Genomic DNA, 26,155 nt, shown 5'->3' on the forward strand with positions numbered 1-26,155 from the left:
GGGGGATCAGGCGGAGGCGGTGCGCCGCCTCGCCCGGTCGCGGAGCCGGGCGGGCGGCAGCTCGGGCGCGGCGACCCGCTCGCCCACCGTGCTGGCGATCTCCCCGACGCCCTCGATCACGAGCCGCACCTCGTCGCCGGGCTCGAGGGGCGCCAGCGCGGAGCCGCGCCCCCACAGCTCGCCCAGGCAGCCGCCGTTGCCCACCGTGCCCGAACCGAGCACATCGCCCGGCACGACCCGCGAGTTGCGGGCGGCGTAGGCGACGAGTTCGGGGAAGGGCCACCCCATGTTCGCGACGAGGTCCTCGCCGACGAGCTCGCCGCGCACGTGGGCCTCGGCGCGGATCGCGAGGAAGCCGTCGGCGTCGAGGAACGCGTCGAGCTCGTCGGCCGTCACGATCCAGGGCCCGAGGGTGGTGCCGAAGTCCTTCCCCTTGCAGGGGCCGAGCCGCACCTGCATCTCGCGGGCCTGCAGGTCCCGTGCGGACCAGTCGTTCATGATCGTGTAGCCGAAGATGTGCGCCCGCGCGGCCTCGACGTCGAGGTTCGCGCCGTCGGAGCCGGGGACGCCGCCGATGACGGCCGCGAGTTCGAGCTCGAAGTCCATGCGGCGCGTCTCGGGGATCGGCACGCTCTCGCCCGGGGCGAGCACGGTGTGCGGGTTCGTGAAGTAGAACGTGGGCGCCTCGTACCATTCGTCGGCGACGTGGCTCGTGCCCTCGACGCCGGCGCTGACGCCCTCGACGTGCTCCTCGAACGCGACGAAGTCGCGGATCGAGGCCGGGACGAGCGGCGCGAGGAGCGTCGCCTCGGCGAGCGCGACGCCCGGATCCGAGCCGGCGACGGCCGTCGCGTGGAGGCTCTCCGCGTGCTCGGCGCCGCGCGCGAGCACCTCGGTCACGGAGGAGCCGTCGGGGAAGGGCACGAGCCGCTCCCGGCCGGGCGGGCCGATCACGAAGCCCTCCCCTGGGGCGGTCCCGGCCGTTCCGGCATTCCATCGAGCGATCCTCATGCGCGCACCTCCAGGGGCTGCGATCCGTTGTAGTCGTACATGTCCTGCCAGGCGGCGGCGACGTCGACGGCCGCGTCGCCCTCGAGCTCGGCGATGGCGCGGCGGAGGTTGCCGGCGATGCGCTCGGGCTCGAGCAGGCCCCCGAAGCGCCCCAGATCGAGCCCGCGCGCCGCCTCCAACGGGGTCAGGCCCCGCTCCCGCGCGCTCCGCGCGGCGTCGAGGAGGAACCGCAGGTAGTCGGCCACGGGCTCGAGCAGCTCCGTCCCGCCGACCGGGCCGTGCCCGGGGACCACGACCCCCGGCGCGAGCGCCGCCATCTGCTCGAGGGCGCGCAGCCAGCCGGCCGGGGAGCCGGACAGGGCGAAGGGGTGCCGCCGCTGAAGACCAGGTCGCCGGTGAACAGCACCCCGTCGTCCGGCAGCCACACGTAGGCGTCGCCCGCGGTGTGCGCGGGCCCCCCGGGGTGGCGCACCTCGATGCGGCGCTCGGCGTCGAGGAGCGCGATCGCGTCCTCGAACACGAGGGTCGGGCGCCGGGCGCGGATGTCGCCCTGCGCGAAGGGCTCGAAGATGTGGGGGGCGAGCGCGTGCGGCCGCGCCAACTCCTCGGCGACCGCGCGATGCGCGATGACCTCGGCGTCGGGCAGCAGGGACGCGCCGTTGCAGTGGTCGGGATGCGCGTGGGTGAGCACGAGCCGCCGCACGGGTGCCGGGGTCGTCCGCGCGACCGCCGCGAGGTAGGCGCGCATGCGGGGCTCGGTGGAGGTCGCATCGATGCTCGTCGCGCCGTCGGCCCCCGCGATGAGACCCATGTTGTTGACCATCCAGCCGCCGTCGGGCTGGACGTAGGCCCAGACCCCGCCGGCCACCTCCTGCAGCGTCGGCGCGGCGCTCATGCGGCCGCGCTCCGCGGGAAGCGGGGAGGGTGAGCAGGATGACCGCGGCGACGCCCATCATCGAGGCGGCCACGACGAGCGGCACGCCGTACGAGCCGGTCGCGTCGTAGGCGAAGCCCGCCGTGACCGGGCCGAACGCGCTGCCGATCATGAAGAGGCTGTACACGAGGCTGTACAGGGCGCCGAAGGAGCGCGGGCCGAAGTAGCGCGAGCTCAGATAGCCCATGAGGTCGATCTCGGCGCCGAAGCCGATCCCGATCAGCACGGCGGTCACCGGCGCGGCGCCCGGCCCCGCCCACAGCAGCAGCAGGCAGCCGAGAGCCGCGGCAAGGAACAGCGGCACCGCGACCGTGGTCGCGTAGAAGCGGTCGAAGAGCCAGCCGATGACGGGCCGTGCGATGACGGTGCCGACGCCGACGAGCGAGGAGAGGAGCGCCGCCCGCACCGGATCCACGCCCGAATCGATGAGCAGCGGGACGAAGTGGGGCACCATGGTGAGGAGCGCCCAGCCGAGCAGGAAGAAGACGACGCACAGGCTCCAGAACTCCCGCCCGCGCAGGGCGGCGCGGAACGTCAGGCCGGGGAGCGTGGCCGGGTCGACCGCCGCCACCTGCTTCGGCGGTGCGAGCCGGGCGAAGAACACGAGGAGGAACGGCACGATCGCGAGGAGCGCCATCGTGAGATAGGCCGAGCGCCATCCGCCTCCGGCGATCACCATGCCCATGAGCGGCGGCAGGAGGAGTCCGGCGGTGCCGAGGCCTCCGGCCACGATGCCGAGCGCGATGCCGCGCCGGCGGTCGAACTTCTCGACGACCGCCTTGGAATAGGTCACCGCGGAGGTGCCCGCGCCGAGCAGGCCGGCGATCGCGTAGAGGGCCAGGAACGTCGCGAGGCTCGAGGTGACGATCGAGAGCAGCGCCAGCACCGCGGCGAAGACGGGGATGGACACGATGGCGACCCGCTTCACGCCGTAGCGGTCCAGCAGCTTGCCGATGACCGGCAGCGCGGCGGCGAGGCCGAGCGAGCTGACGAGGGAGGCGAGGTTGATCTCGCCGCGGCCCCAGCCGAACTCCTCCTGCAGCGGCACGACGAGCGTGCCGAGGATGTAGCCGAGCGCGCTGAGGCCGACGCCGGCGCCGATCGTGCTGAAGACGAGGGTCGGCCAGCCGCGGCGGAACTCGCCTCGCGGGGTGTGGATCGCCGCGTCCTCGGCGATGGCGGTAGGGGACACGGGCACTCCTCGTTCGACGCTGAAATCAGGGATCGGCCCGCCGCGCGGCGGGTCCGGCCTTCATGGTCCCAGCGCCCAGGTATCCATGCAATCGCGTGATTCTGATGAGATATATTCACGACATGGATAGTCGGAGCCTGCCCGCGTTCGACCTGAACCTCCTGCGGCCGTTGCTGGCGCTGCTCGAGGAGCGGAGCGTCACCCGCGCCGCGGATCGCCTGCACCTGAGTCAGCCCGCGACCTCCGCGGCGCTGGCGCGACTGCGGCGCCACTACGACGACGCGCTTCTCGTGCGCGTCGGCCGCACGATGCAGCTGACCCCGTTCGCACGCGACCTGCTGCCGGCGGTCGGCCGCGCCGCCGCCGAACTCGAGCCGGTCATCGGACGCAAACGGCTGTTCGACCCCGCGCGCACGGAGCGCCGCTTCGTGATCGGCGCCACCGACTACATGACGGCGATCCTCGCGGGGCCCGTGCTCAGGGTGCTCTCGAGCGAGGCGCCGCGCGCCTCGCTCGACTTCGCGCCGCAGCCCGTCCGCGACGGCACGCTCGCGCCCTACGACCGGCTCGACCTCATCGTCGGCCCCGAGGGCTTCGGGCTGCCCGGCGCGAGCGAGGAGCTCTTCGTCGACGACTTCGTGCTCATCGCCGACCCGGGCAACCCCCTCGTCCGCCACCCGCGGCCGAGCATCGCGGAGCTCGTCGAGCTGCCGCACGCGATCGCCTACCTCAACGATCCCGACCACGACAATCTGCAGGACCTGCTGGGACGCGCGGGCATCGACCGGATCATCGTCGGGGCGCGACTGTTCGGCCTCGCGACGCTGCCGCTGCTCGTGGCCGACACCGAGATGGTCGCGCTCGTGCCCCGCATGCTCGCGGCGAAGGCCTCGCGCACGCTGAGCCTGGCCGTGTTCGAGCTGCCGCGCGGCATGGAGATCCCGATGGCGGAGCGCATGTACTGGCACCCGCGCGACGACGCCGATCCCGCGATCGAATGGCTGCGGGGCGTGCTGGCGCGCACCGTGCCGGCGCTCTCCCGGGAGCCGAGCGGCCCCGCGCCGCGCCTGCTGAGCCCGGCCGCGGGTCCGGGGGACGGCGACGGCGATGCCGGCCGGGCGCCTGCCCGGCGCGGGAGCGGCGAACCCCGGGTCCGGCCGTCCGGACACGGTTCATCCCCGCGCCACCCCGCGTCGGGCTAGGCTGAGCACGACCCGGGGCGACGGCGCCCCGCACCGTACGACGAACGGGGCGCTCATGACCAGTGACACCGTATCCGCGCGGCTGCGCGACGCGCTCGACGCGATCGAGCCCGCGCTCAGACCCCAGATCGCGCGGCTCGTCGCGCGCGCCGACGCCGAGGACCTCGATGAGCGCGAACCGCGCGACGTCGTGGGGGCCGCGCTCGCCCAGCGCGCGCTCGCCGCCTCCCGCGCGCCGGGCGAGACCCTCGTGGCCGTGTTCACGCCGACGCTGCGCGAGCACGGGTGGACCTCCCGGCGGACGATCGTGGACATCTGCACCGACGATGCGCCGTTCCTCGTCGACTCCGTCGCGATGGCCGTCGCGCGGCAGGGGCTGACGGTGCACCTGCTCATGCACCCCGTCGTGTCCGTGCGCCGCGACGAGGCCGGAGCGCTCCTCGAGCTCGACGCCCACGGCGGCGCCCTCGAGTCCTGGATCCACCTCGAAGTGGACCGGGTGCCGACCGAGGACGGCCAGCGCGAGCTCGAGGAGCGGCTGCGCGGCGTGCTCGGCGACGTGCACGCGGCGGTGCGCGACTGGCAGGCCATGCGCCGCGCCTGCCTCGAGATCGTCACCGATCTGCGTACGGCGGCGCCGCGGACCGTCGACCCTGCCGAGGTCGCGCCCGCCGTCGAGTTCCTCAACTGGCTCGCGGAGGACAACTTCACCTTCCTCGGGTATCGCGAGCACGTGCTCGAGACCGACGAGCACGGGGAGGACGTGCTGCGGTCCATCCCGCACACGGGGCTCGGCATCCTGCGCAAGTCGACCGCGGCGGTCGCCCGGCTGCGCCCCGAGGCCAGGCGCACCGCGCGCGAGCCCCGGCTGCTCACGATCACGAAGGCCAACTCGCGCGCGACGGTGCACCGCGACGTCACCCTCGACTCCATCGGCGTGCGCACCTTCGACGCGGAGGGGAACGTCACCGGCGAGCGCCGCTTCCTCGGGATGTTCACCTCGGTCGCCTACGCCTCCTCGGTGCTCGCCCTGCCGATCGTCTCGGCGAAGGTGCGGGCGGTGCTCGACGCCTCGGGCTTCGCGCCGACCTCGCACTCGGGCAAGGACCTGCTGCAGGTGCTCGAGAAGTACCCGAGGGACGAGCTCTTCCAGGACACCCCGGAGCACCTGCTCGCCGTCGCCGGCGAGGTCAGCCGGCTGCGCGACCGGCGGCGCTCCCGCGTCTTCCTCCGCCGCGACGAGTTCGGGCGCTTCGTCTCGGTGCTCGTCTTCCTGCCCAGGGACCGCTACACGACCGCGGTGCGGCTGCGGATCGAGGCGCTGCTGCGGAGCGTGTTCGGGGCCGAGCGCGTCGAGCACACGGTCAGCGTCGGGGACGCGCCGCTCGCGCAGCTGCACTTCGTCGTGCGGGTGCCCCGCGGCGGGGCCGTGCCCGACGTCGACGAGGCGGAGCTGCGCGAGCAGCTCGAGGAGGCGATCCGCAGCTGGGACCAGGCCTTCGTCGATGCGCTCCACGAGTCGCACGACGAGGTCGCCGCCGCCGAGCTGCTCAGCCGCTACGGCAACGCCTTCCCGGAGTCGTACAAGGAGTACGTCCCGCCGCAGGAGGCCCTCGGCGACGTCGCGCTGCTCGAGCGGCTCGACCGCGGCGACGAGTTCGCCGTGCACCTCTACACCCCCGAGGACGCCGAGCCGGGCAAGCGCTTCCTCACCCTCGTCTCGCGCACCCAGTACCCGCTCACGCGCGTGCTGCCGCTGCTCACCGACCTCGGCGTCGACGTCGTCGACGAGCGCCCCAACACGATCGCCCTCCCCGGCGGCGAGACGCGCCACATCTCGGACTTCGGCCTCGTCGCGGACGACGCCGAGCTGTGGCGCGACCCCGCGTGGGGAGCCGAGTTCACGGCCGCCTTCGCCGCGGTCTGGACGGGCGAGGCCGAGAGCGACCGGCTGAACGCCCTCGTGCTGCTCGCGGGACTCGACTGGCGGCAGATCGTCCTCCTGCGCGCCATCAGCATGTATCTGCGCCAGATCGGCTCGGCCTTCTCCGTCGAGTACATCGAGCAGGCGCTCATCGCGAACCCCGGCATCGCCGCCGGCCTCGTCCGGCTCTTCGAGCTCCGCTTCGACCCCGCGCTCGCGAGCGCGGACGCCGGCGGTGCGCGGGCCGGCGAGCTCGCGGAGGAGCTGCGGCGCCGGCTGGACGGGGTCGCGAGCCTCGACGAGGATCGCATCCTGCGGTCGATCATCGGGGTGATCGAGGCGACGTGGCGCACGAACTTCTACCAGCCCGCGGCCGACGGCGGCGCGAAGCCCTGGGTGTCCATGAAGCTCGACTGCGCGCGGGTGCCCGGTCTGCCCAAGCCCCACCCGATGACGGAGATCTGGGTGTACTCGCCCGAGGTCGAGGGCGTGCACCTCCGTTTCGGCGCGGTCGCGCGCGGCGGGCTCCGGTGGAGCGACCGGCGCGAGGACTTCCGAACCGAGGTGCTCGGCCTCGTCAAGGCGCAGATGGTGAAGAACGCCGTCATCGTGCCGACGGGCTCCAAGGGCGGCTTCGTGGGGAAGCGGCTGCCGGCCCCCGGGGACCGTGCCGCGTGGATGGAGGGCGGCAGGCAGGCGTACCGCACCTTCATCCGCGGCCTCCTCGACCTCACCGACAACCGCGTCGGCGACGAGATCGTGCCGCCGCGCGACGTGGTGCGGCACGACGGGGACGATCCCTACCTCGTGGTGGCCGCCGACAAGGGGACCGCATCCTTCTCCGACATCGCGAACGGCATCTCCGCCGAGTACGGCTTCTGGCTCGACGACGCCTTCGCCTCCGGCGGGTCCGCCGGCTACGACCACAAGGGCATGGGGATCACGGCGCGCGGCGCGTGGGAGTCGGTGAAGCGCCACTTCCGCGAGCTCGGCCATGACACCCAGCGCGAGGAGTTCACCGTCGCCGGCATCGGCGATATGTCCGGGGACGTGTTCGGCAACGGCATGCTGCTCTCCGAGCGGATCCGTCTCGTGGCGGCGTTCGACCACCGGCACGTCTTCATCGACCCCGAGCCCGAGGCCGGAGCGTCCTTCGCCGAACGCCGGCGACTGTTCGAGCTCGCCGGCTCCTCCTGGGACGACTACGACCGCTCGCTCATCTCCGCCGGGGGCGGCGTGTTCCCGCTGAGCGCCAAGTCGATCCCCGTGAGCCCCGAGATGGCGGCAGCCCTCGGCCTGCCCGAGGGGACGGGCAGCCTCACTCCGGCGGAGCTCAAGAGGGCCGTGCTGCTCGCGCCGGTCGACCTGCTCTGGAACGGCGGGATCGGCACGTACGTCAAGGCGAGCGGCGAGAGCAACGCCGACATCGGCGATCGCGGCAACGACGCGATCCGCGTGGACGGCGCGGAGCTGCGCGTCCGAGTGGTCGGCGAGGGGGGCAACCTGGGGGTGAGCCAGCGCGGACGCATCGAGGCGGCGCTCGCCGGGGTGCGGATCAACACGGACGCGATCGACAACTCGGCCGGGGTGGGCACCTCCGACCGCGAGGTGAACATCAAGATCCTCCTCGGGGCGGTGGAGCGCGACGGGCGGCTGGACCGGGACGCCAGGGACGCGCTGCTGCGCTCCATGACCGACGAGGTGGCGGCGCAGGTGCTCCGCGACAACTACGAGCAGAACGTGCTGCTCGGCAACTCCCGCGAGAACGCCGCGGACATGCTCCCCTCCCACGAACGACTCATGGCGTGGCTCGAGGAGCGCGACGAGCTCGACCGGGAGCTCGAGTTCCTGCCCGGCGCGGCCGAGATCCGCACCCGCATCGCCGAGGATCGGGGCCTCACCCGCCCCGAGTTCGCGGTGCTCGTCGCCTACGCGAAGCTCGCGTTGAAGGCCGACCTCGCGAGCACGGACTTCGCGGACGATCCGTGGTTCGCCCGCACCCTCGCCGAGTACTTCCCGAGCGCGCTCCGCGAGGACTCCGCCGGCGACCTCGCGGCGCATCCGCTGCGCGCCGAGATCATCGTGAACGCCGTGGTCAACTCGATGGTGAACCGGGGCGGCATCACCTTCGCCTACCGCGCGGCCGACGAGACCGGGGCCTCCGGCGCCCAGATCGCCCGCGCCTACGTCGTCGTCAGGGAGGTCTTCGACCTGCGCGGGTTCGTCGCCGGGGTCGAGGCGACCGACAACGCGGTGGCGACGGCGGTGCAGACCGATCTCTACCTCACCTTCCGCCGGCTGCTCGACCGCGCGACCCGCTGGGTCGTGCACCACCGGGACGAGCGCGTGGACATCGGCGCCGAGATCGAGCGGTTCAGCGCTCCGGTCGCCCGGCTCGCGTCGCGGCTCGGGGAGCTGCTGCAGGGCGACGAGCTCGGCCGCTTCGAGGCGCGGGTCGCGGAGCTGACGGATGCGGGAGTGCCCGCGGAGCTCGCGCGGCGCGGCGCGGGGCTCCTCGCCTCGCTGCCGCTGCTCGACATCGTCGAGCAGTCGGAGCTGCGCGGCTGGGACCCGGAGGAGACGGCGCGGGTGTACTTCGAGCTGTCGTCGCGGATGCGCTTCGACGAGCTGCTCAGCGCGGTCACGGCGCTGCCTCAGGACGACCGCTGGGGCTCGATGGCGCGCGCCGCCATGCGCGACGACCTCTACGCGGTCATGATCGCGCTCGCCGCCTCGGTGCTGGAGACCGAGGCGACGGCCGCGGACGCGCGCGGCGCGGAGCCCGCGGAGCGGATCGAGGCGTGGCTCGGCGCGGGGTCGGCCCCCGGCCGGCGCGTGCTCGACGAGGCGCTCGCGGCGGTCTGCGCGGGTGAGGGGACCGGGCTCGCGACGCTGTCGGTCGCGCTGCGGCGCCTCCGCTCGCTCGTGCGCTGAGCGGCACCGCTGCGCGTCACACCGCGGCGCGCAGCGGCCAGCCGGTGTAGGCCTCGGCGAGGTAGCGCCGGCCCGCCTCCGACTCGACGACGGAGCGGAGCTCCCCGATCTGGCGGCGGCGGTCGAAGTCGCTCGCATCGGGGGCGACGTGCAGCATGCTCGTCATCCACCAGGAGAAGTGCTGCGCCTTCCAGATGCGCTGGGAGGCGGCCTCTGCGTAGCCGTCGACGCCGCGCGGGTCGTCCTCGAGCAGGAGGCGGCGCAGCGCGTCGGCGAGGAGCAGCACGTCGGCGATCGCAAGGTTCATGCCCTTGGCCCCGGTGGGCGGGACGGTGTGCGCCGCGTCGCCGACGAGCGCCGCGCGACCGCGTCGCAGCTCGTGGGAGACGAAGCTGCGGAAGCGGAGCACGTCGCGCTGGAAGATCGGCCCCTCGGCGAGCCGGGTGCCGGGGACGCGCGCCTGCAGGCGCTCCCAGATCTCGGCATCGTCGAGGGCGTTCGGGTCGGTGTCGGGATCGCACTGGAAGTACATGCGCTGCACGGTCTCGGAGCGCTGGCTGATGAGCGCGAAGCCGTCGGCGGCATTGCTGTAGATGAGCTCCTCGGAGCTCGGCGGCGCCTCACAGAGGATGCCGAACCACGCGAAGGGGTACTCGCGGAAGTACCCGCCCGAGCGGGAGTCCCCGGTGACGGACGGGCGGACGACGCTGCGCGATCCGTCGGCGCCGACGACGAAGTCGGCGACGATCTCGAAGGGGGTGCCGTCGGCGCGGGCGCCGCGCACGGTCGGCCGGGCCGAGTCGACGCCCGTGACCTCCGTGACGGTCGCCCCGAATCGCAGGTCCTGCCCGGCGGCGAGCCGCGCGGCGATGAGATCCCGCAGCACCTCGTGCTGCGGGTAGAGCCAGACGCCGCGCCCGACGAGATCGGCGAAGTCGATGCGGTGCCCCTGCGCCTCGCCCCCCGGCTCCGCGAAGCGCAGCTCGATGCCGTCGTGCCGCTGGCCGACGGTGCGGGCGCGGCTGCCCGGGATCCCGTCGAGCACCTCGACGGTGCCCTGCTCGAGGATGCCCGCGCGAATCGTGTGCTCGATCTCCTCTCGGCCGCGCGCATCGACGACGATCGAGTCGATGCCCGCCTCGGCGAGCAGGTGGGAGAGGACGAGGCCGGCCGGCCCCGCTCCTACGATGGCGACCCGGGTCCGTTCGGTCATGGCGTCTCCTTCGACGGCGTGCGGATGCGGGGCCGTCCCTCGGCCCCGCGCTGTCGCCTCCAGTGTGCCCCGGCAGGCCGCCCGACGGCGCCGTGTTCCCGTTGAACGGGAATCGAGGATCGCCGCCGCCCCGCTCAGGGCCGGTTGTCGCGCAGCGCCGCCTCGGTCGCGGCCGCGGCGGCGCGGAGGGCCCGTACGGCAGCCTCGGGCGGTGCGTCCCGCGGGAGCACGGCCGAGATCGCCGCGATCACCGCGCCCGAGTCGCGCACCGGCACCGCGACGCCGGTCGAGACGGCCTCCACCGTGCCGGGGGCCACGACGACCCCGGCACGCCGGATCTCGGCGAGCGTGCGGTCGAGACGGACGGGGTCGGTGATCGTGCCGGGCGCGACGGCGCCGAGCGGCCCGGCGAGCACCCGGGCCCGCACGGCGGGATCGGCGTGCGCGAGCAGCACGAGCCCCGCGGAGGAGGCGTGCAGCGGCAGGCGCCCGGCGATCCGCGCGATGTTCGCACCGGCCTCGGGGTGCGAGAGCCGCTCGAGGAAGAGCGCGGCGTCCTGCTCCAGGACGGCGAGCTGGGTGTGCTGCCTGATCACCCGCTGCACCTCCTCCATATGGGGCAGCGCGGCCTGCCGGAGCCGGAGGGCCGTCGAGCCGCGGAGCGCGAGCTCCCACAGCCGCATCCCGAGTCGCACCCGGCGCTCGTCGTCGCGCTCGAGGATGCCGACCGCGACGAGCTCGTCGACGAGGCGGTGCGCGGTCGAGGAGGGGAGCCCCGCGCGGCGTCCGAGTTCGCTGGCGCTCTGCACCGTGCGCTCGGCGGAGAAGGTCTCGAGCACGCGCACGACGCGGGTGATCATCGCGTCGCCGCTCGGGGAGTTCGCCATGCGCCCAGCATGCCACGGCGGAGCCGGGCGCGATGCGCGACGGCGCGCGTCAGCGGTGCACCGCGCCGCGGTACGCTCGTGCTGTGGACGGCGAGGGGATTCTGGACCGGGTGCTCCGCGTGCTCGACTGCTTCTCCGAGGAGGAGCCGGAGCTCGGCGCGGCCGAGCTGTGCGCGCGTACGGGGCTGCCGGAGTCGACGATGCACCGGCTGCTGCGCGGCTGCGTGGAGCGGGGCCTGCTCATGCGCGCCCCGCAGCACGGCTACGCGATCGGCATGCGCCTCTGGGAGCTCGGCGAGGCCTCGCCCGTCTCGGTCCGGCTGCGCGAGACCGCGCTGCCGCACCTCGCGCGCCTCTACGAGGCGACGGGGGAGAACGTGCACCTCGCCGTGCTGCACGGGGAGGCGCCGGAGGCCGCCGTGGCGCTCATGGTCGGCCGGGTCACGGGGAGACAGGCCATCCCGACGGTGAGCCGGGCCGGCGGCCGCAACCCGCTCCACACCACAGGGGTGGGCAAGGCGCTCCTCGCCGCGCAGGACGAGCCGTGGCTCGAACGCTACTTCTCCGCGCCGCGGGCGCGGGAGACGGCGCACACGATCACGGACGAGGCGGAGCTCCGCCACGATCTCGAACGCGCGCGGGGGCGGGGCTACGCGACGACCCGCGAGGAGATGACCCTCGGCAACATCTCGGTCGCAGCGGCGCTGCCGCGCATCCCGGGCCTCCCGCCTGCGGCGATCGGCGTCGTCGTCCACCTCGCGCGCGCCGACGAGCGCCGGCTCGCCGCCATCGTGCTGCGGACCGCCCGCGAGCTGCACGCCGAGCTCAAACGGGGCTGAGCCTTCCCGCGCAGCGTCTCGCGACTCTCACTGACTGAGAGTATCGACGGGGCCTCCCGTCCGCTGCTGGCACCCTGGATGCGATTCCCCACCGGATGTCGAAGGAGACTGGCATGGCAGAACCCACCTCGCCCGCCGCGGCCCCGGAGTCGCTGCTCGCGGCGCCGGATCAGGCGACGCAGCGGCAGATCACGCAGGAGATCACCGATCTCCACGCCGATTTCGCGCGGCGCACCGCCGCGGGGGAGCGGCTGCCGCGCACGATGATCGACTTCCCGCCCTATCGCTCCAGCATCCTGCGGCACCCCACGAAGGATCCGAAGCTCGTCGACCCCGAGACGATCGAGCTGTTCTCCCCGGCCTACGGGCAGCGCGACGTCGCCGCCATCGAGTCCGATCTCACGCTGCAGCACGCCGGCGAACCGCTCGGCGAGCGCATGATCGTGACCGGGCGGCTCCTCGACTCCTGGGGCCGGCCGCTCGCGAACCAGCTCATCGAGATCTGGCAGGCGAACTCCGCCGGGCGCTACATCCACCAGCGCGACCAGCACCCGGCCCCCCTCGACCCGAACTTCACCGGCGCCGGCCGCACCATCACGAACGACCGCGGCGAGTACACCTTCACGACGATCAAGCCGGGCCCGTACCCGTGGAAGAACCACGTCAACGCCTGGCGCCCCGCCCACATCCACTTCTCGGTGTTCGGGCAGTCATTCACCCAGCGGCTCATCACCCAGATGTACTTCCCCGGCGATCCGCTCTTCCCGCTCGACCCGATCTACAACACGATCAGGGAGCAGCGGGACCGCGACCGTCTCATCGGCGTCTACGACCACGATCTGACGCAGCCCGAGTTCCTGATGGGGTACCGCTTCGACATCGTCGTCGACGGACCGAACGCCACCTGGTTCGAGCCCGAAGAAGGGGAGCACTGATGACGCACGAGGCACCCGCGAAGACGCACGAGCCCACCGCCGGCCAGACCATCGGCCCGTTCTTCGCCTACGGCACCGACTTCATCCAGAAGCACGAGATCGCCTTCCCGCACTCGCCCGGGGCCATCGTGCTCGGCGGCACGGTCTTCGACGGCGCCGGCCAGCCGATCCCCGACTCCATGATCGAGGTCTTCGGCGCCGACAGCGACGGCACCGTTCCGCGCGCCCGCGGCTCCTTCCGCCGCGACGGCCACTCCTTCACCGGCTGGGGCCGCGCGTTCACGAGCGACGAGGGCCGCTACGAGTTCTGGACCCGCAACCCCGGATCGGTGGGAGGCGAGGCCCCGTTCTTCGCCGTTGTGGTGTTCGCGCGCGGCCTCCCCGACAAGCTGCACACCCGCATCTACCTGCCGGACGACGAGGCGGCGCTCGCCGCCGATCCGTTCCTCGCGGGCCTGTCGCCCGCGGAGCGCGCTACGCTCGTGGCAACGCGAACGCCCGAGGGGTACCTCAGCCACGACATCCACCTGCAGGGCGAGAAGGAGACCGTCTTCCTTGCCTACTGATCCCGCTGCCGCCGCCCCCGACGGGGCGGCGTTCGACGTGGGCCTGCTCGCCCCCGTGGCGGCGGGAACCGCCGACGAGCTCGCCGATGCGCGCTTCGCCGACGCGCTCGTCACCGCGGAGGCGGCGCTCGTGCGCGCCTGGGGCGCGGCGGGCGTCGCGCCGGCGGAGACGGTCTCGGCCGTGTCGGCCGCGCTCGGCTGGCGCGCGGCGGGGGAGCCGTGCGCACCCGGCGAGCTGCCGATCGGACGGCTCGTCTCCGAGGCCGTGGGCGGAGGCAACCCCGTGATCCCGCTCGTCGCGGTCCTCAAGGAGCGCGTCGCCGAGCCGCACCGCCGCTGGGTCCACCGCGGCGCGACGAGCCAGGACGTGCTCGACACCGCGCTCATGCTGCTCGCGAAGCGCTCGGCGACGGCGCTGCTCGCCGATCTGCGCGACACCGCGGAACGCCTCGCGGAGTTCGCCCGCGCGCACCGCGACGAGCCCGCTGCGGCCCGCACGCTCACGCAGCACGCGGTGCCCACCACGGTGGGCGCCCGGGCCGCCGGCTGGCTCCGCGGCGTGCGCCGGGCGGCCGACGGTCTCGAGCGGATCGCGGCGGAGCTCCCGGCCCAGCTCGCCGGGGCCGGCGGCACGCTCGCCTCCTTCGCGAGCATCGGCGGCGACGCGGCCCCGGCGCTCCCCGCGCGCTTCGCGGCGGAGCTCGGTCTCGCCGCCCCCGAGGGGCCCTGGCACACGGTGCGATGGCCCGTCACGGAGCTCGGCGACGCGCTCGTGCGGGCGACCGACGCGCTCGGCGTCGTCGCCGCCGATGTCGCGACCCTCAGCCGCACCGAGGTCGGCGAACTCGCCGAGGGGGCGGGCGGCGGCTCCTCCGCGATGCCGCAGAAGCGCAACCCGGCGCGGTCCGTGCTCATCCGCTCCGCGGCGATCCGGGCGCCGCATCTCGCCGCGACGCTCCACGCCGCCGCCGCCCTCGCGGTCGACGAGCGGCCGGATGGCGCGTGGCACGCCGAGTGGCCAGCGCTCCGCGAGCTGCTGCGCACGGCCCGCGGCGCCGCGGCGCGCGCGGTCGAGCTCGTCTCGGGGCTGCGCGTCGACCCCGCCGCCGTGCAGCGCAACCTGCACCTCACCGGCGGTCTCATCGTGGCCGAGCGGCTCTCGATCGAACTCGCGCCGCGCATCGGCGCCGACCGGCTGCGCGAGATCGTCGCCGCGGCCGGCGCCGGTGGCGATCTCGCCGAGCTCCTCCGCGCCGAGCCCGCGCTCGCCGGCATCGACATCGACGCGATCCTCGACCCCGCCGGCTATACCGGCCTCGCCGCCCGCATCGTCGACGCCGCGCTCGCGGAGGGCGCCAGGGCCGATCCCGATGTCACCGCCGCCGACCCCGATCCCGACCCCCGCACGGAGGAGCCCGCATGACCCGACCCGCCATCACCCTCACCGAGCCGGTGGGCGCGGCCGACCGGCCGCTGCTCGTCCTCGGGCACTCGCTCGGCACCGGGGGACTCATCTGGGAGCGCGTCGTCCCGGCACTCGCGGCGGAGTACCGGGTGACCCTCCTCGCGCTGCCCGGGCACGACGGGGCCCCCGTGCCGACCGAGCCCTTCTCGATCGCGGAGCTCGCGCAGGCCGTCGCGGACGCGGTGCGCGAGCTGACCCCCCGCGGTGCGCTCTACGCGGGCGTGTCGATCGGCGGGGCGCTCGGGCTGCAGCTCGCGCTCGACCACGCCGAGCTCTTCCAGGCGGTGGCCATCATCGCCTCGGCCGCGTCCCTCGGCACGGCAGAGCACTGGACCGCGCGCGCCGCGCTCGTGCGGGAGCAGTCGACCTCCGCCCTCGTGATCTCCTCGGCCCAGGCCTGGTTCGCCCCCGACTCGATCGCGGACGAACCGGAGATCACCGGACGGATCCTGCGCGTCCTGCAGTCCGTGTCCGACGAGGGCTACGCGCGCTGCGCGGAGGCGCTCGGCGGCTACGACCTCCGCGAGCGGCTGGGGGAGATCGCGATCCCCGTCCTCGCGATGGGCGGGGAGTTCGACGGCGTCGCTCCCGAGGACCGCCAGGACGAGCTCGTCGCGGGCGTGCAGCAGGGGCGCAAGGCCATCATCGCGGGGGCCGCCCACCAGCCGCCCGCCGAGCAGGCGGAGGCCGTCGCCGCGGAGCTGCTCGCGTTCTTCGGGGAGGTCGCGCGATGAGCGCCGAGGCGGCCGGCCACGGCGGCGCTCCCGGCGCCGATGCCGCAGGCGGCGGTCTCGGCGACGCCGAGCGCTTCGCGCGGGGCATGACGGTGCGTCGCGAGGTGCTGTCCGACGCCCACGTCGACCGGGCGAACGCCGGGATCACGGAGTTCACGAGCGACTTCCAGGACTTCATCACGCGCACCGCGTGGGGCGACATCTGGTCGCGGCCCGGCCTCGACCGCAGGTCGCGCTCCGTGGCCGTGCTCACGGCGATGATCGCCCTCGGCCACCACGAGGAGTTCGCGATGCACGTGGCGGCCGCGAGGCGCAACGGCCTTTCCGTGGCGGAGATCAAGGAGGTCATCCTCCAGGCCGGTCTCTACTGCGGCGTCCCCGCGGCGAACGTGGCCTTCAAGCTGGCGCAGCAGGTGCTCGCGGAGCTCGGCGAGGCGTAGCCCCGTCCAGCGGCCGGGCGCCGCGCGGACTGCTCGCACGCCGGCGGGACCCGACCCGCCGCTCGCCCGCGGCGGTCAGGCCGACGCCGCGGCGTCCGCCTCGGCGACGAGCGCGACGAACGCCTCCGCGTCGAGCGCGTCGTGCTCGCGGAGGTCGATCGCGCGCCGCGTGCCGGCGTCGAGGCTCGCGTTGAAGAGCCCGGCGGGATCGCTCAGCGAGGCGCCCTTCGCGAAGGTCACCTTGACCTTGTCCCGGTACGTCTCGACGGTGCAGATGAGTCCTCCGTGGGAGAAGGTCGGCACTCCGGCGGGGTTCGTGGGCTTCACCCACTTCACCTCCTCGGTCGCGCCGGGGACGGCCCGGAGGATGAGGGAGCGGATCTCCGCAACGCGGTGCGCGCGCCAGTCGTCGGTCATGGTCGCGATGATACCCGGGGTGCGCGCCGGGCGGGAGGGGTGCGGGTGTCAGACGACCTGTCGTGCCGGCGGCAGCGCCCGGGCGAACTCCGCGAGCGCTCGGGCGCGCGGGGGGAGGCGCATCCCCCGCGCGAACGCGAGGACCACGCGCACCGTCGGGATGTGGTCGGTGATCTCGAGCTCCCGGATCGGCAGGCCCTCGGCCGTCACGGTCATCGGCGAGCGCTGGCCCAGCACGGCATAGCCGAGTCCTCGGCCGACCAGCGTGCGCATGAGCTCGACGCTCGAGACCGTGTAGGCCTCGCGGGGGGCGGCGTCCATGTGATCGGACCACGAGGAGGGATCGGACATCGGGGGGATGCTGAGCCTGATGAGCGGCTCGTCCGCGAGCTCGCGGAGATCGACCGAGGTCCGGTGGGCGAGACGATGATCGGCCGCCACGATCACGTAGGGCTTCATCTCGATGACGCGGACGTAGTCCAGGGTCTCCGGGAGATCGCGCTCGTAGAGGAAGGCCGCCTCCAGTTCGCCGCCCTCCAGCGCCGCATACAGCGCATCCTGCGTGCCCTCGCGGAAGTCGATGGAGAGCGCCGGGTGCTGCTTCGCGAACGTGTCGCAGACGTCCGGCATGAGCATCGACGCGATGCCCGTGAGGCAGCCGACGTGGAGCGTGCCCGTGACGGCGTCGGAGTGGGCATTGAGCTTGAGCTGCAACTCCGTGGACTGCACGATGATCGCACGCGCGATCGGGAGCACGACGCGACCCTCGGGGGTGAGCACGACGCCCTTGGCGCGCCGCCGGTGCAGGAGCTGCGTGCCGAGCGCCCGCTCGAGTTCGGTCAGGGCCACGCCGAGGCCGACGGGGGAGACGTGGCAGCGCTCGGCCGCCGCGCGGATCGTACCGGTCTCCGCAGCCGCGACGAAGTACTCGAGCTGTTTGAGGGTCCACTGCGCCTGCATGTCCGCGCTCCTTCCGTCGTCCGGCCCGCACGGCACGTGGAGTGCCAGTGTAGATAAGCCTAGCTTTGCTTAATTGAATGGTATTGGAATTTTTCTTTTGCTTGAGGGAATGATGATAATTGACGAGCCTCCTCGCGTGCGAGGACGCGTTCGCAACGTCGCGAGATCCGCGTCGTGCGATTGGGAGACGCTCCCGAGCAGTCGATCTTGGACGCTCCTGCGGGCTGTGAAGGCGCAGCCTCCGCTGCACGTGCGTGGAAACGCCGTCGGCCGCAGGCGCGCCGATGCACAAGAAGGGCAACGATGTCTACACGAACCTCCTCCTGGCGCCTGACGCTGCCGAAGCTGGCCGGGTTGGCCGTGGTCGGCGCGCTCGCGCTCACCGGCTGCGCGGGTACGGCGTCAGCCGAGAACCCTGCGCACAGCGACGCTCCGCGCGAGGCGCGCGCCGGGGGCGAACTCACGATGCTCATGCACGTGCCGACGCGCAGCTTCGATCCGGCGGACGACAACACGATGGCGAGCACCGGCGACGCCACGCGCATGTCGGCCATCTACGATCTGCTGCTCGTGCTCGATCCGGTCACCGGCGAGGTGCGGCCGCAGCTCGCCGAGAGCATGACGCCGAACGATGACGGCAGCATCTGGACGCTGCGACTGCGCGACGGCGTGACCTTCTCGGACGGCACGCCGCTCGACGCGGCGGCGGTGCAGTTCACGTACCAGCACATCGCGCAGAAGGGCATCTCCTCCCAGACCCGGGCGATCCAGAGCTGGAGCATGACCGTCGTCGACCCCCTCACCCTCGAGATCGCGATCCCGACCCCGAACATGCACCTCGATCGCACGATCGCCGACTCCCTGCCCTTCGTCGTGTCGCCGACGGCGGTGCAGGCCGACCCCGAGGGCTTCGCGAGCGCGCCCGTCGGCGCCGGCCCGTTCGTCCTCGACGAGTACGAGCCCGACAACTACGAGGTCTACTCGGCCAATCCCGAGTACTGGCAGGAGGGCCTGCCCAAGCTCGACGGGCTGCGACTGGAGCTCGTGCCGGACGCGGCTCAGCGGATCAATACGATCGCCTCGGGAGCCGCGAACGCGCAGGCACCGAGCTCCGACGCCGATGCGGCGCTCCTGGCCAACGCCGAGAGCCAGGGGCTCGTGACGTCCAGCGTCGCGCAGAACGGCGGCGGCTGGATCTATCTCAACAACGAGCGGCCGCCCTTCGACGACGAGCGGGCACGCCGGGCGATGTACCTCGCGCTGGACCGCGCGGAACTCGCCCAGGTGGCGCTCGGGTCGGCCGAGGCGACGGCCATCGACACCATGTTCGTCGCCGATTCGCCCTACCACGAGGCCGACATCACCTTCCCCGAGCCGGATGCGGAGGAGGCCCAGGCACTCTTCGACGAGCTGGCGGACGAGGGCGCCCCAGTGGAGATCACCTACGTCAACATCGCCGGCGAGGTGAACTCGCGCACCGCGCAGTTCATCCAGGCCAAGCTGTCCGAGTTCGAGAACGTCACCGTGGACATCGAGACGCTCGACGTGACGGCGGCGCGCGAGCAGGTGTTCGTGAACCGCGACTACGACATGAGCCCCTACCCGGGCGCGTACAAGTTCCCCGATCCCGAGCCCGGTCTGTACAACCTGCTCGCGAGCGGCGGCCTGTGGAACACGACCGGCTACGCGAACGCCGACGTCGACGCGGCGCTCGACGCGGCCCGCGCGACGGCCGATCCGGAGGAGCGGCGCGCCGAGTACCGCTTCGTGCAGGAGCAGTTCATGAGCGATCTGCCCGGCCTGTTCACCTTCACGCCGACGATCACCGTCGTCGCGGACCCCAGCGTCGCCGGCATGAGCTACAACGCGCGCGGGGTCGTGTCCTGGCCCGAGGTCGGATTCGCCGCCGAATAGGTCTCCCGGGGAGGGCGCGCAGCGCCCTCCCCTCATCGAACGTCCCAGGAACGGAAAGGGTCATCGTGCTGCACCAAGTGGGGACAAGACTGATCCGGCTCATCCCGGTCATGGTCTTGATCACCTTCCTCGCCACCGCGGCGGTGGATTTCATGCCCGGCTCGCCGGCCGTGGCGATTCTGGGCAACGAGGCGACTCCCGAGCAGGTCGCCGCACTCACCGCCCAGATGGGTCTCGACCAGCCGCTCCACGCCCGCTACATCGAATGGCTGTCCGGCGCGGCGCGCGGCGACCTCGGGGAATCCATCCGGCTCCAGCTGCCCGTGAGCGAGGTGATCGCGCAGCGGCTGCCCGTCACGATCGAGCTGACCATCCTCGCCCTGCTCATCGCGCTCGTGCTCTCGGTGCCGACCGCGCTCGTCGCCGGGGCCAACGTCGGCGGCTGGGTGGATCGCGCGGCCTCCACGGCGTCGAGCGCGCTGATCTCGCTGCCGTCGTTCGCGGCCGCCGTGATCCTGATCTACCTGCTCGCGATCCGCATGAAGATCTTCCCCGTGAGCGGTTGGACGCCGTTCACGCAGGATCCGCTCGGAAACCTGCAGCACGCGTTCCTGCCCGCCCTCGTGCTCGGCCTGATGGAGGCCGCGATGTTCTACCGGGTGCTGCGCAGCGACGTCATCGCCACCGTGCGCGAGACCTTCGTGCTCGCGGCCAGGGCACGGGGCATGGGCAAGCGGTACGTCCTGTTGCGGCACGTGCTGCGGCCGTCGCTCTTCTCGCTGCTCACGCTCACCGGTCTCGCGCTCGGGCGCCTCCTCGGCGGCGCGATGGTCGTCGAGGTGCTCTTCGCCCTGCCCGGCCTGGGGTCTCTCCTGCTGCAGTCCGTGCCGTCGCGCGACATCCCCGTGATCCAGGGTGTAGTGCTCGTCATCGCCGTCGTGTACGTGCTCGTCAACATCGCCGTGGACCTGATCTACTCCGCCGTCGATCCCCGCGTCCGAGTGAGGAGTGCCGCATGAGCCTCGTAACCGCCCCGATCACCGCGCCGTCCCCGGTGCCGACGACCCGCCAGTCGGCGCTCCCGCTCCGCAGACCCCGGAGCGGCGGCCTCGCTCGGAGAGCGGGACTCGTGTTCGCCGTCGTCTGGCTCCTGCTGCTCACGGCGCTCGCCACGAGCGTCCAGTGGCTGCCGATTCCGAGCTACGACGAGATCGTCGGTGCCCCGTTCCAGCCGGTCTTCGCACCCGATGCGCCGCTCGGCACCGACTCGATCGGCCGGAGCATCTTCTCGCGCGCCATCTACGGCGCCCGGGCTTCCCTCACGCTCGGGGTCGTGGCGGCCGCCATCTCGCTCGTCCTCGGCGGACTGCTCGGGCTCGTCGCCGGGTACTACCGGGGCGTCATGGAGACGGTCGTCGATCTGTGCTCCGAGGTGGTCCAGGCGTTCCCCGCGATGCTGTTCCTCGTCGCGCTCGCCGCGGCGATCCGGCCGAGCCTCGCGACGCTCACGATCAGCATGGCCGTGCTGATGGTGCCCGCGTTCGCCCGCATGATGAAGGGGGCGGTGCTCGCCCAGACCGGCCGCGAGTTCATCGCGGCCGCCCGGGCCCAGGGCGCTGGCCCGATCCGGATCATGTTCCGCGAGATCCTGCCGAACACGCTCATGAGCATCGCGTCGTTCGCCATCATGGTCACCGCGACGCTCATCGTCATCGAGGGGTCCGTGAGCTTCCTCGGATACGGCATCCCCGCCCCGCAGCCCAGCTGGGGCGGCATGGTCGCCGAATCCCAGAGCCAGCTCGCGACGCACCCGGCCGCGGTGATGATCCCCATCGTCTTCCTGTTCCTCACCGTCTTCGCGTTGAACGCGATGAGCGACTGGCTCCGGGCGCGATTCGACGTCGGCCAGAACCAGATCTGACGCCACCTGAAAGGAGTGGGCGATGACCCACACTGCACTCCTCGCGACGCCGGACGAGGCGCCCGCGGCGGACCGGATCCTCGACGTCGAGGATCTCAGCTGCACCCTCGCGACGCCGCGCGGCGCGCTCCGCATCGTCGACGGCGTCTCCTTCGCGCTGCATCGGGGCGAGACGCTCGGCATCGCGGGTGAATCGGGCTCGGGCAAGAGCATGCTCATCCGCTCCCTCATGCGCATCGCACCCCGGTCCGCAGCGATCGGGGGACGGGTGCGATTCGACGGCGTCGACCTGCTCGACCTGCCGATCGACCGGATGGGCGCGTATCTCGGCCCGCAGATGGCGATGGTGTTCCAGGACCCCATGACGGCGCTCAACCCCGTCGTTCCCATCGAGCGCCAGATCACCGAGGGGCCGCGCAGGCATCTCCGGCTCTCCCGGGCGCAGGCGAAGGCCAAGGCGCTGGAGTTGCTCGAGCTCGTCGGGATCCCCGAGCCCCGGAAACGGCTGCGGCAGTACCCGCATGAGCTCTCCGGAGGCATGCGGCAGCGCGTCATGATCGCGATCGCGCTCGCCTGCGATCCGCAGCTGCTCATCGCCGACGAGGCGACGACGGCGCTCGACGTCACGGTGCAGAAGCAGATCCTCGATCTCCTGCAGTCGATCCAGGCGGAGCGCCGCATGACCGTCATCATGGTCAGCCACGACCTCGGCGTGCTGGCCGGGAGGACCGATCGCACGCTCGTGATGTACGGCGGTCGGGTCATGGAGGCCGCGCCGAGCGCGGCGCTCTTCCGGGACTCGAGACATCAGTACACCCGGGCGCTGCTCGAGGCGATCCCCAGGATGGAGCAGCCGAGGCACAGCGTGCTGCGCGCGATACCCGGCGTGCCGCCCGACCCCGCCGCGGCTATGGACGGGTGCCGCTTCGCGCCGCGCTGCAGCGCGGCCGTCGAGCGATGCTCCCTCGAGCGGCCTCCGGTGACCCGGGTTGCGGGCCACCCCGGTCATCGCTTCGCCTGCTTCGCGCCGGCGACGCCGTCAGAGAGGAGGACGGCATGAGCGCCGTCGACACCGCACGCCACCCCGTCGCGGGGACTGCGGCGGACCGGCCGGACGAAGCCGTGCTCGAGGTCGAGGACCTCGTCCAGCACTTCTCCGTGCCCGGAGGCACCGTGCACGCCGTCGACGGGGTGAGCTTCTCGCTGCGCCGCGGTGAGACGCTCGCGCTCGTCGGGGAGTCCGGGTGCGGGAAGTCGACGCTCGCCCGCACCCTGGTCCGGCTGCAGCGCCCGAAGAGCGGCTCGGTGCGCCTGCTCGGCCAGGAGCTCACCTCGATGCCCCGTCGCCGGCTGCGACGCATGCTCGCACGGATGCAGATGATCTTCCAGGATCCGATCTCGTCGCTCAACCCCCGGCGCCGGACGCGCGACATCGTCGCGGAAGGGCTGCGGATCCATCGCGCGGAGCGCGACGGCATCGCGGCGCGGGTGCGCGAGGTCATGGAGGAGGTGGGCCTCGACCCGGAGACCATGGGCGACCGGCGGCCCGGGGACTTCTCCGGCGGGCAGTGCCAGCGCATCGCGATCGCACGAGCGATGGCGCTGTCCCCGGAGGTCCTGATCTGCGACGAGCCGGTATCTGCGCTCGACGTGTCGGTGCAGGCGCAGGTGCTTAATCTGCTCGAGCGGATGCGGACGGACCACGGCCTCGGGATGCTGTTCATCTCTCACGATCTGTCCGTCGTCCGAAATGTGAGCGATCGCGTGGCGGTCATGTACCTCGGCAAGATCGTGGAGATCGGTGACACCGACGGCGTCTACGGCAGTCCCGCGCATCCCTACTCGCGCGCGCTCATCGCCTCCGTGCCGATGGCGGGGACCGCGGCGTCGGCGGATGCCGAGCTCCGGGGCGAGCTGCCCTCGCCGATGCACCCGCCGAGCGGCTGCCGCTTCCGGACGCGCTGCCCGCTCGCCGACGAGCGTTGCGCGCGGGAGGAGCCGGAGCTCCGTGACATCGCGCCGGGGAGGCGGGCGGCCTGCCACTATCCGCTGGTCGCGCAACGGGCGGCGCCGAGCGGGGCGGTGACGGCGTGAGCGCGCCCACGCTCGTGTCGGTCGAGCGCATCGACTCGCCTGCGGACGGGGTGAGGCGGGTGCGCCTCGCGCCTGCGGACGGGTCGGCGCTCCCGGCCTGGTCGCCCGGGGCCCATGTCGAGCTGCAGCTGCCGAACGGGCTCGTGCGCCAGTACTCCCTCTGCGGGGACCCGCGGGACACGCGGGGGTGGGAGCTCGCCGTGCTGCGCGAGGAGGAGAGCCGGGGCGGCTCGGCATTTCTGCACGAGGAGCTCGGGATCGGTGACGAGCTCCTGGTCACCGCGGTTCGGGATCACTTCGGCTTCGCCGTCGACGCGCCGGCGGTCGTCCTCATCGCCGGGGGAATCGGGATCACCCCGCTGCTCCCCATGATCGTCGCGCTCGAGGACCGCGGGGTGCCGTGGACGCTGCACTACGCGGGCCGCAGACGCGAGCGCATGGTCGCGCTCCCATCGCTGCTGCTGAGGCACGCGGATCGGGTGCGCGTCTACGTCTCCGAAGAGGGGGCGCGTCTGGATCTCGCATCGGTCGTCGCCGAGGCCGGCGAGCGGGCCGTCTTCTACGCGTGCGGCCCCGAACGGCTGCTCGCCGACGTCGAGTCGGTCGTCGGCGCCGCGGCGGCCGATCGACTGCGACTCGAGCGGTTCCGGCCCCGGGAGGCCGCGCCCGGAACCGTCGACGAGGCCTTCACGGTGGAGCTCGCCGAGACGGGCGTCGAGGTCGAGGTGCCGCCAGGCCGTTCCATCCTGGAGGCGGTGCGCTCGGCGGGAGCGGATGTCGCCTCGTCGTGCGAGGAGGGCACCTGCGGATCCTGCGAGACCGTCGTGCTCGACGGCCGGCCGGACCACCGCGACAGCGTGCTGAGCGAGCTGGAGCGAGAGCTCGGCGAGACGATGATGATCTGCGTCTCCCGCGCCTGCGGAACGCGTCTCGTGCTCGAGTTGTAAAGCGGAAATTCGTATTCAACACCATAAACACTGTTTGACCGTGTTTATGCGGGCTGCGAGCCTGGAGGGACCGGAGCGACCGCTCGACGGGGAGCAGAGAAGAGGAATCCACAGATGGGCCGAGTAACCCCCGACTTCGACTATCCGATCATCGATGTCGACGTGCACCAGCGCTGGCGGCAGAGCGGAGAGGTGCTCGACACCCTGCCGGAGAAGTGGCGCGAGTACGCGGAGGGACGCACCGGCGGACGGATGACCGCACTCGTGCCCGCAGGACTGAGCTACCCGTTCCACCGCGGTGTGAACAAGCGCCTCGAGGCGCTGCCGGAAGACGGCAAGGGCACGTCGTTCGCGCTGATGAAGTCGCAGTACCTGGACAAGTACCCCTCGGTCGAGGCGGTCAACCTCACCTTCGACATCGGTCAGGAGATCGCTCAGCGCAATCCCGAGTTCAGTGCAGCACTCGCCACCGCGATGAACGACTGGGTCGTGCGCACCTGGTTGAGCTACGACGCGCGCATGCGGACCGCCATCGTCGTGCCGCCGGAGCTTCCCGACCGCGCCGTGCGGGAGATCGAGCGGATGGCGCCCAATCCCAAGGTGACCGGGGTGCTCATCGCCTGGAACCCGTTCGGCAAACCGCTGGGACATCCCGTGTACGACCCGATCTGGCGTGCGGCCGAGGAAGCCGGGCTTCCGATCATCATCCACGGGGCCGCGGGCGAGACCGAAGGCGGCCTCGCGCACACCGCCGCGGGCGGCATCCCGGGGTCGCGCCTCGAGTGGCACACCCTGCTGCAGCAGCCGACGCTCGCGCATCTCGCGAGTTTCGTCGCGCACGGCACCTTCGAGAAGTTCCCGCGGCTCAACGTGCTCGTCGTGGAGACGGGACTGGCCTGGATCCCGAACTTCTTCTGGCGGTTGGACGCGGTGCGCACGGAGATGCGGGCCGAGAGCGATTGGGTGAAGCGGATGCCGAGCGAGTACCTGCGCGAGCGCGTGAAGTTCAGTACGCAGCCGTTCGAGCTCACCCCGCGCAAGGAACAGCTCGTCGAGCTCTTCGAGGCGTTCGGCGGCATGGAGGACTTGCTGTGCTTCTCCAGCGACTATCCGCACTGGGACGCCGACGATCCCTTCTACGTCGCGAGCCGGCTTCCGAAGGCCTGGCTGCCGAAGCTCTTCTCCGAGAACGCGCGCGCGATGCTGCGCCTGCAGCCCGTGCCCGCCGAGACGGGGGTCGGCGCATGAGCCAGGGGATCGACATCGGCGCCTGGCAGGACTTCCCCGATCGGCAGATGGTGAGCGTCGAGGTCGGGGGCATGGAGCTGGGGGTCTGCCGCTGGGGCGAACGCATCTACGCCTTCCGCAACGCCTGCCCGCACGAGGGCGCGCCGCTGTGCGCGGGGTTCCTGCAGAAGAAGCTGACCGCCGAGACGTCGATCGCGCGAGATGCGCCGGATGTCGCGCTGACGGTGAGCGAGGACGAACCGGTCGTGCTCTGCCCCTGGCACCGCTGGGAGTTCCAATTGGAGGACGGAGCCGCGGCGGCTCCCGGCTTCCGCATGCGCACGTATCGCGTGCGGCGCGAAGCCGATCGAGTCGTCCTGAGTCTCGGAAGGAAGTAAA

22 protein-coding genes and 1 pseudogene are annotated in these 26,155 nt (G+C 72.6%); 16 read left to right on the forward strand and 7 right to left on the reverse strand.

Annotated features, from left to right (window positions below; genetic code table 11):
- Positions 1-6: 6 nt before the first annotated feature.
- The 3 genes and pseudogenes from MUN78_RS00920 to MUN78_RS16785 all read right to left on the reverse strand — a co-directional run.
- Positions 7-1,011, reverse strand: a complete 1,005-nt coding sequence (locus tag MUN78_RS00920) for a fumarylacetoacetate hydrolase family protein (RefSeq protein WP_244728176.1) — start codon at positions 1,009-1,011, stop codon at positions 7-9.
- 184 nt (positions 1,012-1,195) lie between these two features.
- Positions 1,196-1,906 (reverse strand): MBL fold metallo-hydrolase, encoded by a 711-nt coding sequence (locus MUN78_RS16780; protein ID WP_429952315.1) that lies wholly within the window; start codon positions 1,904-1,906, stop codon positions 1,196-1,198.
- Between the two features lie 43 nt (positions 1,907-1,949).
- Positions 1,950-3,143, reverse strand: a pseudogene (locus MUN78_RS16785) (MFS transporter); the annotation flags it as partial.
- Positions 3,144-3,259: 116 nt separating this feature from the next.
- Between MUN78_RS16785 and MUN78_RS00930 the strand changes: the two are divergent.
- Both MUN78_RS00930 and MUN78_RS00935 read left to right on the forward strand, forming a co-directional pair.
- Entirely contained in the window at positions 3,260-4,339 is a 1,080-nt protein-coding gene (locus MUN78_RS00930; RefSeq protein ID WP_244728178.1) for a LysR family transcriptional regulator, read from the forward strand.
- A gap of 55 nt (positions 4,340-4,394) precedes the next feature.
- Positions 4,395-9,197: an NAD-glutamate dehydrogenase gene (locus MUN78_RS00935; RefSeq protein ID WP_244728179.1), complete on the forward strand. Its 4,803-nt coding sequence runs from the start codon at positions 4,395-4,397 to the stop codon at positions 9,195-9,197.
- Between the two features lie 16 nt (positions 9,198-9,213).
- Here the strand turns inward: MUN78_RS00935 and MUN78_RS00940 are convergent, their stop codons facing one another.
- Both MUN78_RS00940 and MUN78_RS00945 read right to left on the reverse strand, forming a co-directional pair.
- Positions 9,214-10,410, reverse strand: coding sequence for a 4-hydroxybenzoate 3-monooxygenase (locus tag MUN78_RS00940; RefSeq protein WP_244692478.1), 1,197 nt, complete (start codon positions 10,408-10,410; stop codon positions 9,214-9,216).
- Positions 10,411-10,544: 134 nt separating this feature from the next.
- A complete protein-coding gene (locus MUN78_RS00945) occupies positions 10,545-11,297 on the reverse strand; it encodes an IclR family transcriptional regulator (protein ID WP_244692479.1) in 753 nt (250 codons plus the stop codon).
- Between the two features lie 83 nt (positions 11,298-11,380).
- Between MUN78_RS00945 and MUN78_RS00950 the strand changes: the two genes are divergently transcribed.
- The 6 genes from MUN78_RS00950 (at position 11,381) to pcaC (ending at position 16,276) form a co-directional block, all read left to right on the forward strand.
- A complete protein-coding gene (locus tag MUN78_RS00950) occupies positions 11,381-12,136 on the forward strand; it encodes an IclR family transcriptional regulator (RefSeq protein WP_244692480.1) in 756 nt (251 codons plus the stop codon).
- Positions 12,137-12,249: 113 nt separating this feature from the next.
- Entirely contained in the window at positions 12,250-13,071 is an 822-nt protein-coding gene (gene pcaH, locus MUN78_RS00955; protein WP_244692481.1) for a protocatechuate 3,4-dioxygenase subunit beta, read from the forward strand.
- The gene (pcaG, locus tag MUN78_RS00960) at positions 13,071-13,637 is read left to right on the forward strand and encodes a protocatechuate 3,4-dioxygenase subunit alpha (protein WP_244692482.1); all 567 of its coding nucleotides are present in this window, start codon (positions 13,071-13,073) and stop codon (positions 13,635-13,637) included. Before pcaH ends, pcaG begins: the two co-directional genes overlap by 1 nt.
- Positions 13,627-15,060, forward strand: coding sequence for a lyase family protein (locus MUN78_RS00965; RefSeq protein WP_244728180.1), 1,434 nt, complete (start codon positions 13,627-13,629; stop codon positions 15,058-15,060). Before pcaG ends, MUN78_RS00965 begins: the two co-directional genes overlap by 11 nt.
- Positions 15,057-15,836: an alpha/beta fold hydrolase gene (locus MUN78_RS00970; protein WP_244728182.1), complete on the forward strand. Its 780-nt coding sequence runs from the start codon at positions 15,057-15,059 to the stop codon at positions 15,834-15,836. Before MUN78_RS00965 ends, MUN78_RS00970 begins: the two co-directional genes overlap by 4 nt.
- Positions 15,833-16,276 (forward strand): 4-carboxymuconolactone decarboxylase, encoded by a 444-nt coding sequence (gene pcaC / locus MUN78_RS00975; protein WP_429951308.1) that lies wholly within the window; start codon positions 15,833-15,835, stop codon positions 16,274-16,276. The genes MUN78_RS00970 and pcaC overlap by 4 nt, the downstream gene beginning before the upstream one ends.
- Positions 16,277-16,351: 75 nt before the next feature.
- Here pcaC and MUN78_RS00980 read toward each other — a convergent pair whose 3' ends face one another.
- Together MUN78_RS00980 and MUN78_RS00985 are read right to left on the reverse strand one after the other, a co-directional pair.
- A complete protein-coding gene (locus MUN78_RS00980) occupies positions 16,352-16,693 on the reverse strand; it encodes a DUF1801 domain-containing protein (RefSeq protein ID WP_244728184.1) in 342 nt (113 codons plus the stop codon).
- 48 nt (positions 16,694-16,741) lie between these two features.
- Complete coding sequence (locus MUN78_RS00985; RefSeq protein WP_244728186.1) at positions 16,742-17,653, reverse strand: LysR family transcriptional regulator; 912 nt, start codon at positions 17,651-17,653, stop codon at positions 16,742-16,744.
- A 303-nt stretch (positions 17,654-17,956) separates the two neighbouring features.
- Here MUN78_RS00985 and MUN78_RS00990 point away from each other — a divergent pair, with 303 nt between their 5' ends.
- From MUN78_RS00990 to MUN78_RS01025, 8 genes are all read left to right on the forward strand, one after another.
- Complete coding sequence (locus tag MUN78_RS00990) at positions 17,957-19,567, forward strand: ABC transporter substrate-binding protein (RefSeq protein WP_244728187.1); 1,611 nt, start codon at positions 17,957-17,959, stop codon at positions 19,565-19,567.
- 110 nt (positions 19,568-19,677) lie between these two features.
- Entirely contained in the window at positions 19,678-20,586 is a 909-nt protein-coding gene (locus tag MUN78_RS00995; protein ID WP_244692488.1) for an ABC transporter permease, read from the forward strand.
- Complete coding sequence (locus tag MUN78_RS01000) at positions 20,583-21,488, forward strand: ABC transporter permease (RefSeq protein WP_244728189.1); 906 nt, start codon at positions 20,583-20,585, stop codon at positions 21,486-21,488. The genes MUN78_RS00995 and MUN78_RS01000 overlap by 4 nt, the downstream gene beginning before the upstream one ends.
- Before the next feature lie 22 nt (positions 21,489-21,510).
- Positions 21,511-22,548 carry an ABC transporter ATP-binding protein gene (locus MUN78_RS01005; RefSeq protein WP_244728191.1) on the forward strand — a complete coding sequence of 346 codons (1,038 nt, stop codon included), beginning with the start codon at positions 21,511-21,513 and terminating at the stop codon, positions 22,546-22,548.
- Positions 22,545-23,582 (forward strand): ABC transporter ATP-binding protein, encoded by a 1,038-nt coding sequence (locus MUN78_RS01010; RefSeq protein WP_244728193.1) that lies wholly within the window; start codon positions 22,545-22,547, stop codon positions 23,580-23,582. The genes MUN78_RS01005 and MUN78_RS01010 overlap by 4 nt, the downstream gene beginning before the upstream one ends.
- On the forward strand, positions 23,579-24,529 hold the full coding sequence (locus MUN78_RS01015) for a PDR/VanB family oxidoreductase (RefSeq protein ID WP_244728195.1): 951 nt from the start codon (positions 23,579-23,581) through the stop codon (positions 24,527-24,529). Before MUN78_RS01010 ends, MUN78_RS01015 begins: the two co-directional genes overlap by 4 nt.
- Positions 24,530-24,643: 114 nt before the next feature.
- Entirely contained in the window at positions 24,644-25,777 is a 1,134-nt protein-coding gene (locus MUN78_RS01020) for an amidohydrolase family protein (protein WP_244728197.1), read from the forward strand.
- Positions 25,774-26,154 carry a Rieske (2Fe-2S) protein gene (locus MUN78_RS01025; RefSeq protein ID WP_244728199.1) on the forward strand — a complete coding sequence of 127 codons (381 nt, stop codon included), beginning with the start codon at positions 25,774-25,776 and terminating at the stop codon, positions 26,152-26,154. Before MUN78_RS01020 ends, MUN78_RS01025 begins: the two co-directional genes overlap by 4 nt.
- The last annotated feature ends 1 nt before the right edge of the window (position 26,155 follow it).

The sequence above is a fragment of the Leucobacter allii genome (assembly GCF_022919155.1).
GTDB lineage: Bacteria > Actinomycetota > Actinomycetes > Actinomycetales > Microbacteriaceae > Leucobacter > Leucobacter allii.

Excerpts from the sequence above, each read along its gene's own strand:
- MUN78_RS00920 (WP_244728176.1), bottom strand. The coding sequence starts at position 1,011 with ATGAGGATCGCTCGATGGAATGCCGGAACGGCCGGGACCGCCCCAGGG.
- MUN78_RS16780 (WP_429952315.1), bottom strand. The coding sequence starts at position 1,906 with ATGAGCGCCGCGCCGACGCTGCAGGAGGTGGCCGGCGGGGTCTGGGCC.
- MUN78_RS00930 (WP_244728178.1), top strand. The coding sequence starts at position 3,260 with ATGGATAGTCGGAGCCTGCCCGCGTTCGACCTGAACCTCCTGCGGCCG.
- MUN78_RS00935 (WP_244728179.1), top strand. The coding sequence starts at position 4,395 with ATGACCAGTGACACCGTATCCGCGCGGCTGCGCGACGCGCTCGACGCG.
- MUN78_RS00940 (WP_244692478.1), bottom strand. The coding sequence starts at position 10,410 with ATGACCGAACGGACCCGGGTCGCCATCGTAGGAGCGGGGCCGGCCGGC.
- MUN78_RS00945 (WP_244692479.1), bottom strand. The coding sequence starts at position 11,297 with ATGGCGAACTCCCCGAGCGGCGACGCGATGATCACCCGCGTCGTGCGC.
- pcaH (WP_244692481.1), top strand. The coding sequence starts at position 12,250 with ATGGCAGAACCCACCTCGCCCGCCGCGGCCCCGGAGTCGCTGCTCGCG.
- pcaG (WP_244692482.1), top strand. The coding sequence starts at position 13,071 with ATGACGCACGAGGCACCCGCGAAGACGCACGAGCCCACCGCCGGCCAG.
- MUN78_RS00970 (WP_244728182.1), top strand. The coding sequence starts at position 15,057 with ATGACCCGACCCGCCATCACCCTCACCGAGCCGGTGGGCGCGGCCGAC.
- pcaC (WP_429951308.1), top strand. The coding sequence starts at position 15,833 with ATGAGCGCCGAGGCGGCCGGCCACGGCGGCGCTCCCGGCGCCGATGCC.
- MUN78_RS00980 (WP_244728184.1), bottom strand. The coding sequence starts at position 16,693 with ATGACCGACGACTGGCGCGCGCACCGCGTTGCGGAGATCCGCTCCCTC.
- MUN78_RS00985 (WP_244728186.1), bottom strand. The coding sequence starts at position 17,653 with ATGCAGGCGCAGTGGACCCTCAAACAGCTCGAGTACTTCGTCGCGGCT.
- MUN78_RS00990 (WP_244728187.1), top strand. The coding sequence starts at position 17,957 with ATGTCTACACGAACCTCCTCCTGGCGCCTGACGCTGCCGAAGCTGGCC.
- MUN78_RS00995 (WP_244692488.1), top strand. The coding sequence starts at position 19,678 with ATGGTCTTGATCACCTTCCTCGCCACCGCGGCGGTGGATTTCATGCCC.
- MUN78_RS01000 (WP_244728189.1), top strand. The coding sequence starts at position 20,583 with ATGAGCCTCGTAACCGCCCCGATCACCGCGCCGTCCCCGGTGCCGACG.
- MUN78_RS01005 (WP_244728191.1), top strand. The coding sequence starts at position 21,511 with ATGACCCACACTGCACTCCTCGCGACGCCGGACGAGGCGCCCGCGGCG.
- MUN78_RS01010 (WP_244728193.1), top strand. The coding sequence starts at position 22,545 with ATGAGCGCCGTCGACACCGCACGCCACCCCGTCGCGGGGACTGCGGCG.
- MUN78_RS01020 (WP_244728197.1), top strand. The coding sequence starts at position 24,644 with ATGGGCCGAGTAACCCCCGACTTCGACTATCCGATCATCGATGTCGAC.
- MUN78_RS01025 (WP_244728199.1), top strand. The coding sequence starts at position 25,774 with ATGAGCCAGGGGATCGACATCGGCGCCTGGCAGGACTTCCCCGATCGG.